Annotated in this window: 13 protein-coding genes and 1 pseudogene; all 14 read left to right on the top strand. The window is 72.6% G+C overall.

Features of this window, described 5'->3' with window-relative positions; genetic code table 11:
* Positions 1-732, top strand: a 732-nt coding sequence (locus GTY84_RS19020; protein WP_161224694.1) for a phosphocholine cytidylyltransferase family protein, incomplete at its 5' end; no start/stop codon positions are given.
* Positions 720-1781 (top strand): iron-containing alcohol dehydrogenase family protein, encoded by a 1062-nt coding sequence (locus GTY84_RS19015; protein WP_161227500.1) that lies wholly within the window; start codon positions 720-722, stop codon positions 1779-1781. The genes GTY84_RS19020 and GTY84_RS19015, both read left to right, overlap by 13 nt.
* Positions 1759-2538 (top strand): CDP-alcohol phosphatidyltransferase family protein, encoded by a 780-nt coding sequence (locus tag GTY84_RS19010; RefSeq protein ID WP_161227499.1) that lies wholly within the window; start codon positions 1759-1761, stop codon positions 2536-2538. Before GTY84_RS19015 ends, GTY84_RS19010 begins: the two co-directional genes overlap by 23 nt.
* 5 nt (positions 2539-2543) lie before the next feature.
* Positions 2544-3428: a glycosyltransferase gene (locus GTY84_RS19005; RefSeq protein WP_161227498.1), complete on the top strand. Its 885-nt coding sequence runs from the start codon at positions 2544-2546 to the stop codon at positions 3426-3428.
* 108 nt (positions 3429-3536) lie between these two features.
* A complete protein-coding gene (locus tag GTY84_RS19000; RefSeq protein WP_161227497.1) occupies positions 3537-4466 on the top strand; it encodes an ABC transporter permease in 930 nt (309 codons plus the stop codon).
* Complete coding sequence (locus GTY84_RS18995; protein WP_161227496.1) at positions 4459-5238, top strand: ABC transporter ATP-binding protein; 780 nt, start codon at positions 4459-4461, stop codon at positions 5236-5238. The genes GTY84_RS19000 and GTY84_RS18995 overlap by 8 nt, the downstream gene beginning before the upstream one ends.
* A gap of 378 nt (positions 5239-5616) precedes the next feature.
* Positions 5617-6519 carry a squalene synthase HpnC gene (gene hpnC, locus GTY84_RS18990; RefSeq protein WP_161227495.1) on the top strand — a complete coding sequence of 301 codons (903 nt, stop codon included), beginning with the start codon at positions 5617-5619 and terminating at the stop codon, positions 6517-6519.
* Complete coding sequence (gene hpnD / locus GTY84_RS18985) at positions 6516-7466, top strand: presqualene diphosphate synthase HpnD (protein ID WP_161227494.1); 951 nt, start codon at positions 6516-6518, stop codon at positions 7464-7466. The genes hpnC and hpnD overlap by 4 nt, the downstream gene beginning before the upstream one ends.
* 100 nt (positions 7467-7566) lie before the next feature.
* Positions 7567-9027: pseudogene (gene hpnE, locus GTY84_RS18980) on the top strand (hydroxysqualene dehydroxylase HpnE); the annotation flags it as partial.
* A gap of 68 nt (positions 9028-9095) precedes the next feature.
* Positions 9096-10160 (top strand): polyprenyl synthetase family protein, encoded by a 1065-nt coding sequence (locus tag GTY84_RS18975; RefSeq protein ID WP_161227501.1) that lies wholly within the window; start codon positions 9096-9098, stop codon positions 10158-10160.
* A gap of 152 nt (positions 10161-10312) precedes the next feature.
* Positions 10313-12370, top strand: coding sequence for a squalene--hopene cyclase (gene shc, locus GTY84_RS18970; RefSeq protein WP_161227492.1), 2058 nt, complete (start codon positions 10313-10315; stop codon positions 12368-12370).
* A complete protein-coding gene (locus GTY84_RS18965) occupies positions 12370-13011 on the top strand; it encodes a 1-hydroxy-2-methyl-2-butenyl 4-diphosphate reductase (protein WP_161227491.1) in 642 nt (213 codons plus the stop codon). Before shc ends, GTY84_RS18965 begins: the two co-directional genes overlap by 1 nt.
* A 5-nt stretch (positions 13012-13016) precedes the next feature.
* Complete coding sequence (hpnH, locus tag GTY84_RS18960) at positions 13017-14039, top strand: adenosyl-hopene transferase HpnH (protein WP_161227490.1); 1023 nt, start codon at positions 13017-13019, stop codon at positions 14037-14039.
* A gap of 4 nt (positions 14040-14043) precedes the next feature.
* Positions 14044-14940 (top strand): flavodoxin-dependent (E)-4-hydroxy-3-methylbut-2-enyl-diphosphate synthase (gene ispG / locus GTY84_RS18955; RefSeq protein ID WP_161227489.1); only part of this gene is annotated, 897 nt, incomplete at its 3' end.

Raw genomic sequence — 14940 nt, 5'->3', positions numbered from 1 at the left:
GCCGGCGCCGGCCGGCGTCTGCGCCCCTACACCGAGACGCTGCCCAAGGCTTTGGTGCCGGTGGGTCCGGAGGGTGCGGAGGAGAGCATCACGGTGCTGGATGTGGCGCTGGGGAATTTCGCGGAGGTCGGGCTGACGGAGGTCGGTGTGATCGTGGGGTACCGCAAGGAGGCGGTGTACGCGCGCAGGGAGGCGCTGGAGGCGAAGTACGGGGTGCGTCTGACGCTGATCGACAATGACCGGGCGGAGGACTGGAACAACGCGTATTCGCTCTGGTGCGGTCGGGAGGCGCTGGCGGACGGGGTGATCCTGGCGAACGGTGACACGGTGCATCCGGTGTCGGTGGAGCGGACTCTGCTGGCGGCGCGGGGTGAGGGGCGTCGGATCATTCTGGCGCTGGACACGGTGAAGTCGCTGGGTGAGGAGGAGATGAAGGTCGTCGTGGACCCGGAGAAGGGGGTGCGGCGGATCACGAAGCTGATGGATCCGGCGGAGGCGTCGGGTGAGTACATCGGGGTGACGCTGATCGAGGGGGGTGCGGCGGCGGATCTGGTGGACGCGTTGCGGGTGACGTTCGAGCGGGATCCGCAGCTGTACTACGAGGACGGTTACCAGGAGCTGGTGGACCGGGGTTTCCGGATCGACGTGGCGCCGATCGGCGAGGTGGAGTGGGTGGAGATCGACAACCACGAGGACCTGGCCAGGGGCAGGGAGATCGCGTGCCGGTACTGACGCGGCTCATCCCGTCACCGGTCGTCGTCGACATCCGCCCCGGAGCCCTCGACGACCTCGGGTGCGTCCTCGCCGACGAGCGCATCTCCCACTCGGGCAAGCTCGCCGTGGCCGTCAGCAGCGGCTCCGGCGCGCGGCTGCGGGAGCGGATCGCCCCGTCGCTGCCCGGCGCCGACTGGTTCCCGGTCGGCGGCGGCACCCTGGACGACGCCGTCCGGCTCGCCGGGGCGATGAAGGGCGGCCACTACGACGCGGTCGTCGGGCTCGGCGGCGGCAAGATCATCGACTGCGCCAAGTTCGCCGCCGCCCGCGTCGGGCTGCCGCTCGTCGCCGTGCCGACCAACCTCGCGCACGACGGCCTGTGCTCCCCGGTCGCGACCCTCGACAACGACGCGGGGCGCGGCTCCTACGGCGTGCCCAACCCGATCGCCGTCGTCATCGACCTGGACGTCATCCGCCAGGCCCCGGCGCGCTTCGTGCGCTCCGGGATCGGCGACGCCGTCTCCAACATCTCGGCGGTCGCGGACTGGGAGCTGGCCCACCGGGTCAACGGCGAGCGGGTCGACGGCCTGGCCGCCGCCATGGCCCGCCAGGCCGGGGAGGCCGTCCTGCGCCACCCCGGCGGCGTCGGTGACCACTCCTACCTCCAGGTGCTCGCCGAGGGCCTGGTCCTCACCGGCATCGCCATGTCCGTCTCCGGTGACTCGCGGCCCGCCTCCGGCGCCTGCCACGAGATCAGCCACGCCTTCGACCTCCTCTTCCCGCAGCGTGCCGCCGCCCACGGCGAGCAGTGCGGACTGGGCGCCGCCTTCGCGATGTTCCTGCGCGGCGCCCACGAGGAGGCGGTGGACATGGCCGGCGTGCTGCGCCGGCACGCGCTGCCGGTGCTGCCGGAGGAGATCGGCTTCACCCCGGAGGAGTTCGTGCGGGCGGTGGAGTTCGCCCCGCAGACCCGGCCCGGCCGCTACACCATCCTGGAACACCTCGACCTCACGACCGACCAGATCAAGGACCTGTACGCCGACTATGTCAAGGCCATCGGTAGCTGAACTACGCCCGGTCGTCCATCCCGCGGGGGTCAAGGACCGGCGCAGCGGTGAGCACTGGGCGGGACGCCTCTACATGCGCGAGGTCTCGCTGCGGATCGACCGCTACCTGGTGAACACCAGGATCACGCCCAACCAGCTCACGTACCTGATGACCGTGTGCGGTGTGCTGGCCGCCCCCGCCCTGCTGGTGCCGGGCATCCCCGGCGCGGTGCTCGGCGTGGTCGCGGTCCAGCTCTACCTGCTGCTGGACTGCGTGGACGGCGAGATCGCCCGCTGGCGCAAGCAGTACTCCCTGGCCGGGGTCTACCTCGACCGGGTCGGCGCCTACCTCACCGACGCCGCCGTCCTGGTCGGGCTCGGCCTGCGCGCAGCCGACCTCTGGGGCGAGGGGCGGATCGACTGGCTGTGGGCCTTCCTCGGCACCCTGGCCGCCCTCGGCGCCATCCTGATCAAGGCGGAGACCGACCTGGTGGGCGTCGCCCGGCACCAGAACGGCATGCCCCCGGTCCAGGAGGCCGCCTCCGAGCCGCGCTCCTCCGGCATGGCCTTCGCCCGCCGGGCCGCCGGGGCGCTCAAGTTCCACCGGCTGATCCTCGGCATCGAGGCCTCGCTGCTGATCCTGGTCCTCGCCGTCGTCGACGCGAGCCGCGGCGATCTCTTCTTCACCCGGCTCGGCACCGCCGTCCTCGCGGGCATCGCCCTGCTGCAGACCCTGCTGCACCTGGTGTCCGTCCTCGCCTCGAACAGGCTGAGGTGACCGGCGTGGCGGACTCCCCGAAGGTCGGCGCGGTCATCATCACCATGGGCAACCGGCCCGACGAACTGCGCGCCCTGCTCGACTCGGTCGCCCGGCAGGACGGCGACCCCGTCGAGGTCGTCGTCGTCGGCAACGGCTCGCCCGTCCCCGAGGTCCCCGCCGGGGTGCGCACCGTGGAACTGCCCGAGAACCTCGGCATCCCCGGCGGCCGCAACGTCGGCATCGAGGCCTTCGGGCCCGGCGGCACCGACGTCGACATCCTGCTCTTCCTCGACGACGACGGGCTGCTCGCCCGCACCGACACCGCGGAGCTGTGCCGCCGGGCCTTCACGGACGACGCCCGGCTCGGCATCGTCAGCTTCCGCATCGCCGACCCGGAGACCGGCGAGACCCAGCGCCGGCACGTCCCGCGGCTGCGCGCCTCCGACCCGATGCGCTCCTCCCGGGTGACCACCTTCCTCGGCGGCGCCAACGCGGTGCGCACCCGGGTCCTCGCCGAGGTCGGCAACCTGCCCGACGACTTCTTCTACGCCCACGAGGAGACCGACCTCGCCTGGCGGGCCCTGGACGCGGGCTGGATGATCGACTACCGGTCGGACATGGTGCTGTACCACCCGACGACGGCGCCCTCGCGGCACGCGGTCTACCACCGGATGGTCGCCCGCAACCGGGTCTGGCTGGCCCGCCGCAACCTCCCGCTGCCGCTGGTCCCCGTCTACCTCGGGGTCTGGATGCTGCTCACCCTGCTGCGCCGCCCCTCGGGGCCCGCGCTGAGGGCCTGGTTCGGCGGCTTCCGGGAGGGCTGGACCGCCCCGTGCGGTCCCCGGCGGCCCATGAGGTGGCGTACGGTGTGGCGGCTGACCCGGCTGGGCCGGCCCCCGGTGATCTGACAAGCTCGTACCCGAGGGCGTCCGCGCCCGTGTTCCCGACCGGCGGGCCGTCCCGCGGTCCCGCCGGGCCCGTCCGCCACGCATCCACGAAGACGGAAGTTTCCATCAGTGAGTGAGACAACGCACGACGCCACGGTCGCGGTGGGTCCGCCCGTGTCGCCCGACGAGGGCCTCACGGCGGCACAGCTCGCCGACAAGTACGGGCTGTCCGTGAGCGGCGCCCGGCCCTCCCTCGTCGAGTACGTCCGTCAGCTCTGGGGACGGCGGCACTTCATCCTCGCCTTCTCCCGGGCGAAGCTGACCGCCCAGTACAGCCAGGCCAAGCTGGGCCAGCTCTGGCAGGTGGTCACCCCGCTGCTGAACGCCCTGGTCTACTTCCTCATCTTCGGCCTGATCCTCAACGCGGGCCGCGGGATGCCGAAGGACGTGTACATCCCCTTCCTGGTCACCGGGGTGTTCGTCTTCAACTTCACCCAGTCCTCCACGATGGCGGGCGTGCGGGCGATCTCCGGCAACCTCGGCCTGGTGCGGGCGCTGCACTTCCCGCGCGCCTCGCTGCCCGTCTCGTTCGCGCTCCAGCAGCTCCAGCAGCTCCTCGCCTCGATGATCGTGGTCCTCGCGGTGGTGGTCGGCTTCGGCAGCTATCCGTCGCTCTCCTGGGTGCTGGTCCTGCCGGCGCTCGCGCTGCAGTTCCTCTTCAACTCCGGCCTGGCGCTGATCGTGGCCCGGATGGGCGCGAAGACCCCGGACCTCGCCCAGCTGATGCCGTTCATCATGCGCACCTGGATGTACGCCTCCGGCGTGATGTTCTCGATCCCGATCATGCTGGAGAAGCACCCCTCCTGGATCGCGGACCTGCTCCAGTGGAACCCGGCCGCCGTGTACATGGACCTGATCCGCTTCGCGCTGATCGACGGCTACGGCTCGGAGAACCTCCCGTCGCACGTCTGGGCGGTCGCCCTGGGCTGGGCCGTGCTCGTCGCGGTCGGCGGCTTCGTGTACTTCTGGAAGGCGGAGGAGAGGTACGGCCGTGGCTGAGCGCGAGCGGGGCGAGCGGGTGCCGACGGTCATCGCGGACGGCGTGCACATCGTCTACCGGGTCAACGGGGCCAAGGGCGGGAAGGGCAGCGCCACCGCCGCCCTCAGCCGCATCCTCCGGCGGGGCGAGGAGCGGGGGGTGCGCAAGGTGCACGCGGTGCGCGGCGTCTCCTTCGTCGCCCACCGGGGCGAGGCCATCGGCCTGATCGGCTCCAACGGGTCGGGCAAGTCGACGCTGCTGCGGGCCATCGCGGGCCTGCTGCCCGCCGAGCGGGGCCGGGTCTACACCGACGGCCAGCCGTCGCTGCTGGGCGTCAACGCGGCCCTGATGAACGACTTGACCGGCGAGCGCAACGTGATCCTCGGCGGGCTCGCCATGGGCATGTCCCGGGAGCAGATCAAGGAGCGCTACCAGGGCATCGTCGACTTCTCCGGGATCAACGAGAAGGGCGACTTCATCACCCTGCCGATGCGCACCTACTCCTCCGGCATGGCCGCCCGACTGCGGTTCTCCATCGCCGCGGCCAAGGACCACGACGTCCTGATGATCGACGAGGCGCTGGCCACCGGCGACCGCAAGTTCCAGACCCGTTCCGAGGCCAGGATCCGGGAGCTGCGCAAGGAGGCGGGCACGGTCTTCCTGGTCAGCCACAACAACAAGTCGATCCGGGACACCTGCGACCGCGTGCTGTGGCTGGAGCGCGGTGAGCTGCGCATGGACGGGGAGACCGACGAGGTGCTCAAGGAGTACGAGAAGTTCACGGGCAAGTAGCCGCCGCCCGGACCGTTCGCCGGGGCCCCGCCGGATCGCTCCCGGCGGGGCCCCGCACCCGCGAAATGGGCGCCAACTCCCCGCGCGTTGTGGAATCTTGACACCGGACTATGTGTTCTGGTGGTGCCCGGGAGCATGTGTGGAACCCCGGGGGACAGCGATCAGTTGTACAACGTAAGCTGTACCGGACCCGAAACGCGGCACTTGGGCGATAATGCCCGGCACCCTGACGTGGGCCGTCGCGGTGGACGGTCGAACGGCGTGTCCGAAATAGTGTGAATTGGGTCGGCAGTGTAGAACGGGAGATGTGACGGCAATGGCTACGGAAACTCCCCACCTCCGCTCAGCGTGCGCCGTCCCCGTCCCTGGCGGCGGGCAGTGACGGTGACGGGTACGGCGCGCGCCGTCGATCCCGAGCGGAGCACGCTCGACAAGGCCGCGGGTGAGAACTTCCCCGTGGCTCCCTTCTTCCTGCCCCGCGACTGGCGCGCCGACCTCATGGCCGTCTACGGCTTCGCCCGCCTCGTCGACGACATCGGCGACGGCGACCTCGCCCCCGGCGGTGCCGACGCCCGCCTCCTCGGCGTCCCCGACGACCGCGCCGACGACCGCACCGCGATGCTGGACGCCCTGGAGGCCGACCTCCACCGCGTCTTCGACGCCACCCCCCGCCATCCCCTGATGCTCCGCCTGCGGCCCACCGTGCGCCGCCGCTCGCTCACCCCCGCGCCCTTCCTCGGCCTGATCGCAGCCAACCGCCAGGACCAGACCGTCAAGCGGTACGGGACCTACGACGACCTCCTCGCCTACTGCGAGCTGTCCGCCAACCCGGTCGGCCGGCTCGTCCTCGGCGTCACCGGCACCACCACCCCCGAGCGCGTCCGCCGCTCCGACGCCGTCTGCACGGCCCTGCAGATCGTCGAGCACCTCCAGGACGTCGCCGAGGACCTGCGCCGGGACCGCGTCTACCTGCCGGCCGAGGACCTCGCGCGCTTCGGCGTCACCGAGGACGACCTGGCCGCCCCCACCGCGAACGCCTCCGTGCGCGCCCTGATCGCCTTCGAGGCGCGGCGCGCCGGCGCGCTGCTGGACGAGGGAGCCCCCCTGGTGGACAGCGTCCGCGGCAGGCTGCGGCTGCTGCTGGCGGGGTTCGTGGCGGGCGGCCGGGCGGCCCTCGCGGCCGTCGCCGCCGCCGAGTACGACGTGCTTCCCGGCCCGCCCAAGTCCGGCAAGCTGCGGCTGCTGCGCGAGGTGGGCACCACCCTGCGAGGAGAGAGGTGATCCGGACCGTGGAGGCGCCGGCACACGTGTCCGCACCGGTACTCGCCGCCTACAGCTACTGCGAGACCGTCACCGGACAACAGGCCCGGAACTTCGCGTACGGCATCCGGCTGCTGCCGACGCCGAAGCGGCGCGCCATGTCCGCGCTCTACGCCTTCTCGCGACGCGTCGACGACATCGGCGACGGCGCGCTGCCCGGAGAGATGAAGGCCGCCCGGCTGGCGGAGACCCGCGCGGTGCTCGCCCGGGTCCGCCGCGGCGAGGTCGACGAGGACGACACCGACCCGGTCGCCGTCGCGCTCGCCCACGCCGCCCGCCTCTTCCCGATCCCGCTCGGCGGTCTCGACGAACTCATCGACGGGGTCCAGATGGACCTGCGCGGCGAGGACTACGAGACCTGGGACGACCTGAAGGTGTACTGCCGCTGCGTGGCGGGCGCCATCGGACGCCTCTCGCTCGGCGTCTTCGGCACCGAGCCCGGCGCGCGCGGCACCGAGCGGGCCGCCGGGTACGCCGACACGCTCGGCCTCGCCCTCCAGCTCACCAACATCCTGCGCGACGTCCGCGAGGACGCCCAGGGCGGCCGCACCTACCTCCCCGCCGACGACCTCGCCAAGTTCGGCTGCTCCGCCGGGTTCGCCGGGCCTGTCCCGCCGCCCGGCTCCGACTTCGCCGGACTGGTGCACTTCGAGGTGCGCCGGGCCCGCGCCCTGTTCGCCGAGGGCTACCGGCTGCTGCCCCTGCTCGACCGGCGCAGTGGAGCCTGCGTCGCCGCCATGGCGGGCATCTACCGCCGCCTCCTGGACCGCATCGAGCGCGACCCCGGGGCCGTGCTCCGCGGCCGGGTCTCGCTGCCGGGACACGAGAAGGCGTACGTCGCCGTGCGCGGGCTGTCCGGACTGGACACCCGGCACGTGGCGCGGCGCGCGGTCAGGAGGCGTCCCTGATGCGCGCACCCGCCCGGCCGGCGGCGCGCCGGGCAGAACCGGGACGGACCGAGCCGTCCCCGCCGGGTACGGTCCGCCGTACCCCGTTCGAGCACCAGGGCCACGGAACCGGAAGGGGCGCACCATGACGCACGGCGACGGCACCCGCGACGAGGGCGGGCGCACGGGCCGCTCCGCGGTGCCCCCCGGCCGGCACGCGGTCGTGGTCGGCGGCGGACTGGCCGGCGTCACCGCCGCGCTCACCCTCGCGGACGCCGGGGTGCGGGTCACCCTGCTGGAGGGCAGGCCGCGGCTGGGCGGGCTCGCCTTCTCCTTCCGGCGCGGCGAACTCACCGTCGACAACGGCCAGCACGTCTACCTGCGCTGCTGCACCGCCTACCGCTGGTTCCTGGACCGCGTCGGCGGCGCCCACCTCGCCCCGCTCCAGGAGCGCCTGGACGTGCCCGTCGTCGACCTGGACCGGCCCGAGGGGCGGCGGCTCGGCCGGCTGCGCCGCGACGCCCTGCCCGTCCCGCTGCACCTGGGGCGCAGCCTCGCCACCTACCCGCACCTCTCCCTCGCCGACCGTGCCCGCGTCGGACGGGCCGCGCTCGCCCTGAAGGGCCTCGACCCGGCCGATCCCGCGCTGGACGCCCGGAACTTCGGCGCCTGGTTGACCGCGCACGGTCAGTCGGCCCGGGCCGTGGAGGCCCTCTGGGACCTGGTCGGCGTCGCCACCCTCAACGCCACCGCCGGGGACAGCTCGCTGGCCCTGGCGGCCATGGTCTTCCGGACCGGGCTGCTCTCCGAGCCCGGCGCCGCCGACATCGGCTGGGCGAGTGTGCCGCTCGGCGAACTCCACGACCGGCTGGCCCGCGAGGCCCTGGACGCCGTGGGCGCGCGCCTCCGGCTCCGGGCCCGGGTCACCTCCGTCACCCGCGCGGCGGACGGCGGCTGGGACGTCGGACTGCCCGGCGAGAGCCTGCACGCCGACGCCGTCGTCCTCGCCGTGCCCCAGCGCGAGGCGCACGGCCTGCTGCCCGACGGGGCCCTCGACGACCCCGGCAGGCTGCTGGAGATCGGCACCGCGCCGATCCTCAACATCCACGTGGTCTACGACCGCCGGGTGCTCACCGTCCCCTTCCTCACCACCCTGGGCGGGCCCGTGCAGTGGCTCTTCGACCGCACCGCGGCCTCCGGGCTCCGGGAGGGGCAGTACCTCGCCCTGTCCCAGTCGACCGCCCAGGACGAGATCGACACACCCGTGGCCGCGCTGCGCGCCCGCTACCTGCCCGAACTGGAGCGGCTGCTGCCGCGCGCCAGGGGCGCCCGGGTGGAGGACTTCTTCGTGACCAGGGAGCGGGAGGCCACCTTCGCTCCCGCCCCCGGTGTCGGCCGGCTCAGGCCCGGCCCCCGCACCAAGGCACCCGGCCTCTGTCTGGCCGGAGCGTGGACCGCCACCGGGTGGCCCGCGACCATGGAGAGTGCGGTCCGCAGCGGCGTCGGCGCGGCGGGAGCCGCGCTCGCCGCCCTGGGGCGGTCCCGCGCCATGCTCCCCGACTTCCTCGGGGAGGCGGCGTGAGGGCCGACGGGCGCGCGAGCCGCTTCCGCACTCCCGGTACCGCAACTGGAGGAGAGACTGTGCCCACTGTGCCCCCGGCCACCGAGGCCGCTCGCTGGACCACGGTGGACGTGACCGCGCTCCTGGAGCGCGGCCGGACCCTGGCCACGCCGGTCCTGAAGGCGGTCGTGGACCGTCTGGCTTCTCCCATGGACACCGTCGCCGCCTACCACTTCGGCTGGATCGACGCCCACGGCAACCCCGCGGACGGCGACGGCGGCAAGGCGGTGCGCCCCGCGCTCGCGGTGCTCTCCGCCGAGGTCGCCGGAGCCGCCCCCCGGGTGGGTGTCCCGGGCGCGGTGGCGGTGGAGCTGGTCCACAACTTCTCCCTGCTCCACGACGACCTGATGGACGGCGACGAGCAGCGCCGCCACCGCGACACGGTCTGGAAGGTGCACGGACCCGCCCAGGCGATCCTGGTCGGCGACGCCCTGTTCGCCCTGGCCTACGAGGTGCTCCTCGAACTGGGCAGCGTCGACGCCGGCCGCGCCGCCCGCCGCCTCACCCGCGCCACCCGGGCCCTGATCGACGGCCAGGCGCAGGACATCTCCTACGAGCACCGCGACCGCGTGAGCGTCGAGGAGTGCCTGGAGATGGAGGGCAACAAGACCGGCGCGCTGCTCGCCGCCGCCAGCTCCATCGGCGCCGTCCTCGGCGGTGCCGACGATCGCACCGCCGACACCCTGGAGATCTACGGCCACCACCTCGGCCTCGCCTTCCAGGCCGTCGACGACCTGCTCGGCATCTGGGGCGACCCCGGCTCCACCGGCAAGCAGACCTGGAGCGACCTGCGCCAGCGCAAGAAGTCCCTCCCGGTCGTGGCCGCCCTCGCGGCCGGCGGCCCGGCCTCCGAGCGGCTCGGGGAGATCCTCGCCGCCGACGCCAAGAGCAGCGACTTCGAGAACTTCTCCGAGGAGGAGTTCGCCGCCCGCGCCGCCCTCATCGAGGAGGCCGGGGGCCGCGAGTGGACCGCCGAGGAGGCGCGCCGCCAGCACACCATCGCCCTTGAGGCCCTCGGCGCCGTGGACATGCCCGATCAGGTACGGGATGGTTTCACGGCGCTCGCGGACTTCGTCGTCGTACGAAAGAGATGATCACTATCGGTCGAATAGCCCTCGCGTAGTCGCCGGCCGGTGCTCCGCCCTCCCCGACCCCGATCGGAGCGGGGAGGGCGCACCGACGAGCACCGGCCGACGGCGGACCCGTACAGCAGACGCACCACTGCACACTGCACGAAGGGGAAGCCATGACAGCGACGACCGACGGAAGCACTGGGGCGGCCCTGCCGTCCCACGCAGCCTCGGCCAGCGACACCACCCACATCACGACCCACATCACGACCCACGTCACGACCTCGGACGCGGCGGACGCGGCGTCCGGCGCCGCCGCACGCGCCACCCAGCGCGCCACCGACTTCCTGCTGGCCCGCCAGGACCCCGAGGGCTGGTGGAAGGGCGACCTCGAGACCAACGTCACCATGGACGCCGAGGACCTGCTGCTGCGCCAGTTCCTCGGCATCTCCGACGAGGCCACCACCCGCGCCGCCGCCCTCTTCATCCGGGGCGAGCAGCGCGAGGACGGCACCTGGGCCACCTTCTACGGCGGCCCCGCCGAACTCTCCGCCACCATCGAGGCGTACGTCGCCCTGCGGCTGGCCGGCGACGACCCCGGCGCACCGCACATGGCCCGGGCCTCGGCCTGGGTCCGGGCCCAGGGCGGCATCGCCGCCGCCCGCGTCTTCACCCGGATCTGGCTCGCCCTGTTCGGCTGGTGGAGATGGGAGGACCTGCCCGAACTCCCCCCGGAGATCGTCTACCTGCCGACCTGGGTGCCGCTGAACATCTACGACTTCGGCTGCTGGGCCCGCCAGACCATCGTCCCGCTCACCGTCGTCTCGGCGAAGCGGCCGGTACGCCCGGCACCCTTCCCGCTCGACGAACTGCACACCGACCCGGCCCACCCCAGCCCGTCCAGGCCGCTGGCCCCGGCGGCCAGTTGGGACGGCGCCTTCCAGCGCATCGACAAGGCCCTGCACGCCTACCGCAGGCTCGCCCCCAAGCGGCTGCGCCGTGCCGCGATGAACACCGCGGCCCGCTGGATCATCGAGCGCCAGGAGAACGACGGCTGCTGGGGCGGCATCCAGCCGCCCGCCGTGTACTCCGTCATCGCCCTCCACCTGCTCGGCTACGACCTCGAACACCCCGTGATGCGCGCCGGACTGGAGTCCCTGGACCGGTTCGCGGTGTGGCGCGAGGACGGCGCCCGCATGATCGAGGCCTGCCAGTCCCCGGTGTGGGACACCTGCCTGGCCGCCATCGCGCTCGCCGACGCCGGTGTCCCCGCCGACCATCCCCAACTGGTCAAGGCCGCCGACTGGATGCTCGGCGAACAGATCGTCCGTCCCGGCGACTGGTCGGTCAAGCGGCCCGGACTCCCGCCCGGCGGCTGGGCGTTCGAGTTCCACAACGACAACTACCCCGACATCGACGACACCGCCGAGGTCGTCCTCGCCCTGCGCAGGGTCCGCCACCACGACCCGGAGCGGGTGGAGAAGGCCATCGGCCGCGGGGTCCGCTGGAACCTCGGGATGCAGTCGAGGAACGGCGCCTGGGGCGCCTTCGACGTCGACAACACCAGCCCGTTCCCCAACCGGCTGCCGTTCTGCGACTTCGGCGAGGTCATCGACCCGCCGTCGGCCGACGTCACCGCCCACGTCGTCGAGATGCTCGCCGCCGAGGGACTCGCCCACGACCCGCGCACCCGGCGCGGCGTCCAGTGGCTGCTCGACGAACAGGAGGCCGACGGCTCGTGGTTCGGCCGCTGGGGCGTCAACTTCGTCTACGGCACCGGGTCCGCCGTCCCCGCCCTGGTCGCGGCCGGTCTGCCCGGCGGCCACCCGGCGATCCGCCGCGCGGTGAGCTGGCTGGAGTCCGTCCAGAACGAGGACGGCGGCTGGGGCGAGGACCTGCGCTCCTACCGGCACGTCAGGGAGTGGAGCGGCCAGGGCGCCTCCACCGCCTCGCAGACCGGCTGGGCGCTGATGGCCCTGCTGGCGGCGGGGGAGAGGGAGTCAGCGGCGGTCGAGCGCGGCATCGCCTGGCTCGTCGCCACCCAGCGGGAGGACGGCTCCTGGGACGAGCCCCACTTCACCGGCACGGGCTTCCCGTGGGACTTCTCCATCAACTACCACCTCTACCGCCAGGTGTTCCCGCTCACTGCCCTGGGCCGCTACGTGTACGGCGAACCGGCCGTCACCCGGCCCCCGGCCGACCGGGAGCCCGCCGCCGGGGTGAAGGGCCGCTGATGACCCCGCAGCCCGCCACGGCCCCGCTGCTGATCGCCTGCGCGCTCGGCATCGAGCACCTCGCCCTGCGCGCCGGTGACCGCGGCGCGGCCGGCGGGCCGGTCACCGTGGTGCGCACGGGCATGGGACCGAGGGCGGCCGAGCGTTGCGTCTCCCGGGTCCTGGCCGACCCGTCGCTCGGGGACGCCGCCGTGCTGGCCACGGGCTTCTGCGCCGGGCTCGCCCCGGGCATGCACCCGGGCGACCTCGTCGTCGCCGAGGAGACCCGGGACCCGCGCGGGACGGTCGGCTGCGTCGCCACCGACCGGCTCGTCAAGGAGATCGCGCGCGCCGTCCCCGGCCGCACCGTCCACACCGGGCCGCTCACCGGCTCGGACCACGTCGTGCGCGGACCGGAACGCGCCGATCTGCTCCGCACCGGGGCCATCGCCGTCGACATGGAGTCGGCGGCCACCCTGCTCACCGCGATCCGCGCGGGGAGCCGTCCGGTTGCCGCCGTCCGGGTGGTCGTCGACGCCCCGGAGCACGAACTCGTCCGGATCGGGACCCTGCGCGGGGGAATATCTGCCTTCCGCGTCCTCCGGTCCGTCCTACCCGCATTCTTCGAATGGCACCGTTCCTTGCTGCTCCCCAGGAGGTGAGCCCGATGGCCATGCCGCTGCGCCAGTCCATCAAGGTCGCTACATACTTGGCCGAACAGAAGCTCCGCAAGCGGGACAAGTTCCCGCTGATCGTGGAGCTGGAACCGCTGTACGCCTGCAACCTGGCCTGTGAGGGCTGCGGCAAGATCCAACACCCGGCGGGGGTGCTGAAGCAGCGCATGCCGGTCGCCCAGGCGGTCGGCGCGGTGCTGGAGTCCGGGGCGCCGATGGTGTCCATCGCCGGCGGCGAGCCCCTGATGCATCCTCAGATCCACGAGATCGTCCGCCAGTTGGTGGCCCGCCGCAAGTACGTCTTCCTCTGCACCAACGCCCTGCTGATGCGCAAGAAGATGGACAAGTTCACCCCGTCCCCGTACTTCGCCTTCGCGGTCCACATCGACGGGCTGCGCGAGCGGCACGACGAGTCGGTGGCGAAGGAGGGCGTGTTCGACGAGGCCGTGGCGGCCATCAAGGAGGCCAAGCGGCGCGGCTTCCGGGTGACCACCAACTCGACGTTCTTCAACACCGACACCCCGCAGACCATCGTCGAGGTGATGAACTACCTCAACGACGACCTCCAGGTCGACGAGATGATGATCTCGCCCGCCTACGCCTACGAGAAGGCTCCCGACCAGGAGCACTTCCTCGGCGTCGAGCAGACCCGCGAGCTGTTCAAGAAGGCCTTCGCCGGGGGCAACCGCCGCCGCTGGCGCCTCAACCACTCCCCGCTCTTCCTGGACTTCCTGGAGGGCAAGGTCGACTTCCCCTGCACCGCCTGGGCGATCCCCAACTACTCCCTCTTCGGCTGGCAGCGCCCCTGCTATCTGATGAGCGACGGCTACGTCCCGACCTACCGGCAGCTCATCGAGGAGACCGACTGGGACAAGTACGGCCGGGGCAAGGACCCGCGCTGCGCCAACTGCATGGCGCACTGCGGCTACGAGCCGACGGCCGTGCTGGCCACCATGGGCTCCCTCAAGGAGTCGCTGCGCGCCATGCGCGAGACCGTCTCGGGAAGCAAGGAGTGACGCGGTGAGCGCCGTGTCCCTCGGTGTTCCCCCGGTACCGGCCCGGCCCCTGGCTCCGCGGCGCCCCTCGCGGCGGATCCGGGTCGGGTCGGTGGCGGTGGGTGGTGACGCGCCGGTGTCGGTGCAGTCGATGACGACGACGCGGACGTCGGACGTGGGTGCGACGTTGCAGCAGATCGCGGAGCTGACGGCGTCGGGGTGCGAGATCGTGCGGGTGGCGTGTCCGACGCAGGACGACGCGGACGCGTTGGCGGTGATCGCGCGGAAGTCGCAGATCCCGGTGATCGCGGACATTCACTTCCAGCCGAAGTACGTGTTCGCGGCGATCGACGCGGGGTGTGCGGCGGTGCGGGTGAACCCGGGGAACATCAAGAAGTTCGACGATCAGGTGAAGGGGATCGCGCGGGCGGCGGGGGAGCGGGGGACTCCGGTCCGGATCGGGGTGAACGCGGGGTCGCTGGATGCGCGGCTGCTGGCGAAGTACGGGCGGGCGACGCCGGAGGCGCTGGTGGAGTCGGCGTTGTGGGAGGCGTCGCTGTTCGAGGAGCACGGGTTCCGGGACATCAAGATCTCGGTGAAGCACAACGATCCGGTGGTGATGGTGAATGCGTACCGTCAGCTCGCGGAGCGGTGTGACTATCCGCTGCATCTGGGGGTGACGGAGGCGGGTCCGGCGTTCCAGGGGACGGTGAAGTCGGCGGTGGCGTTCGGNGCGCTGCTGAGTGAGGGGATCGGGGACACGATCCGGGTGTCGTTGTCGGCGCCGCCGGTGGAGGAGGTCAAGGTCGGTATCCAGATCCTTCAGTCGCTGGGGCTGAAGGAGCGGCGGCTGGAGATCGTGTCGTGTCCGTCGTGCGGGCGGGCGCAGGTGGATGTGTACAAGCTGGCGGAGGAGGTCACG

It is taken from the genome of Streptomyces sp. SID8352 (assembly GCF_009862265.1).
In the GTDB taxonomy this organism is placed as follows: domain Bacteria; phylum Actinomycetota; class Actinomycetes; order Streptomycetales; family Streptomycetaceae; genus Streptomyces.
The sequence above is the reverse complement of the archived record's forward strand: the minus strand, read 5'-3'. Positions and strand labels throughout refer to the sequence as shown.

Coding starts and splice junctions, on each gene's coding strand:
- GTY84_RS19010 (WP_161227499.1), top strand. CDS start 1,759: ATGTCAAGGCCATCGGTAGCTGAACTACGCCCGGTCGTCCATCCCGCG.
- shc (WP_161227492.1), top strand. CDS start 10,313: ATGACAGCGACGACCGACGGAAGCACTGGGGCGGCCCTGCCGTCCCAC.
- GTY84_RS18965 (WP_161227491.1), top strand. CDS start 12,370: ATGACCCCGCAGCCCGCCACGGCCCCGCTGCTGATCGCCTGCGCGCTC.
- hpnH (WP_161227490.1), top strand. CDS start 13,017: ATGGCCATGCCGCTGCGCCAGTCCATCAAGGTCGCTACATACTTGGCC.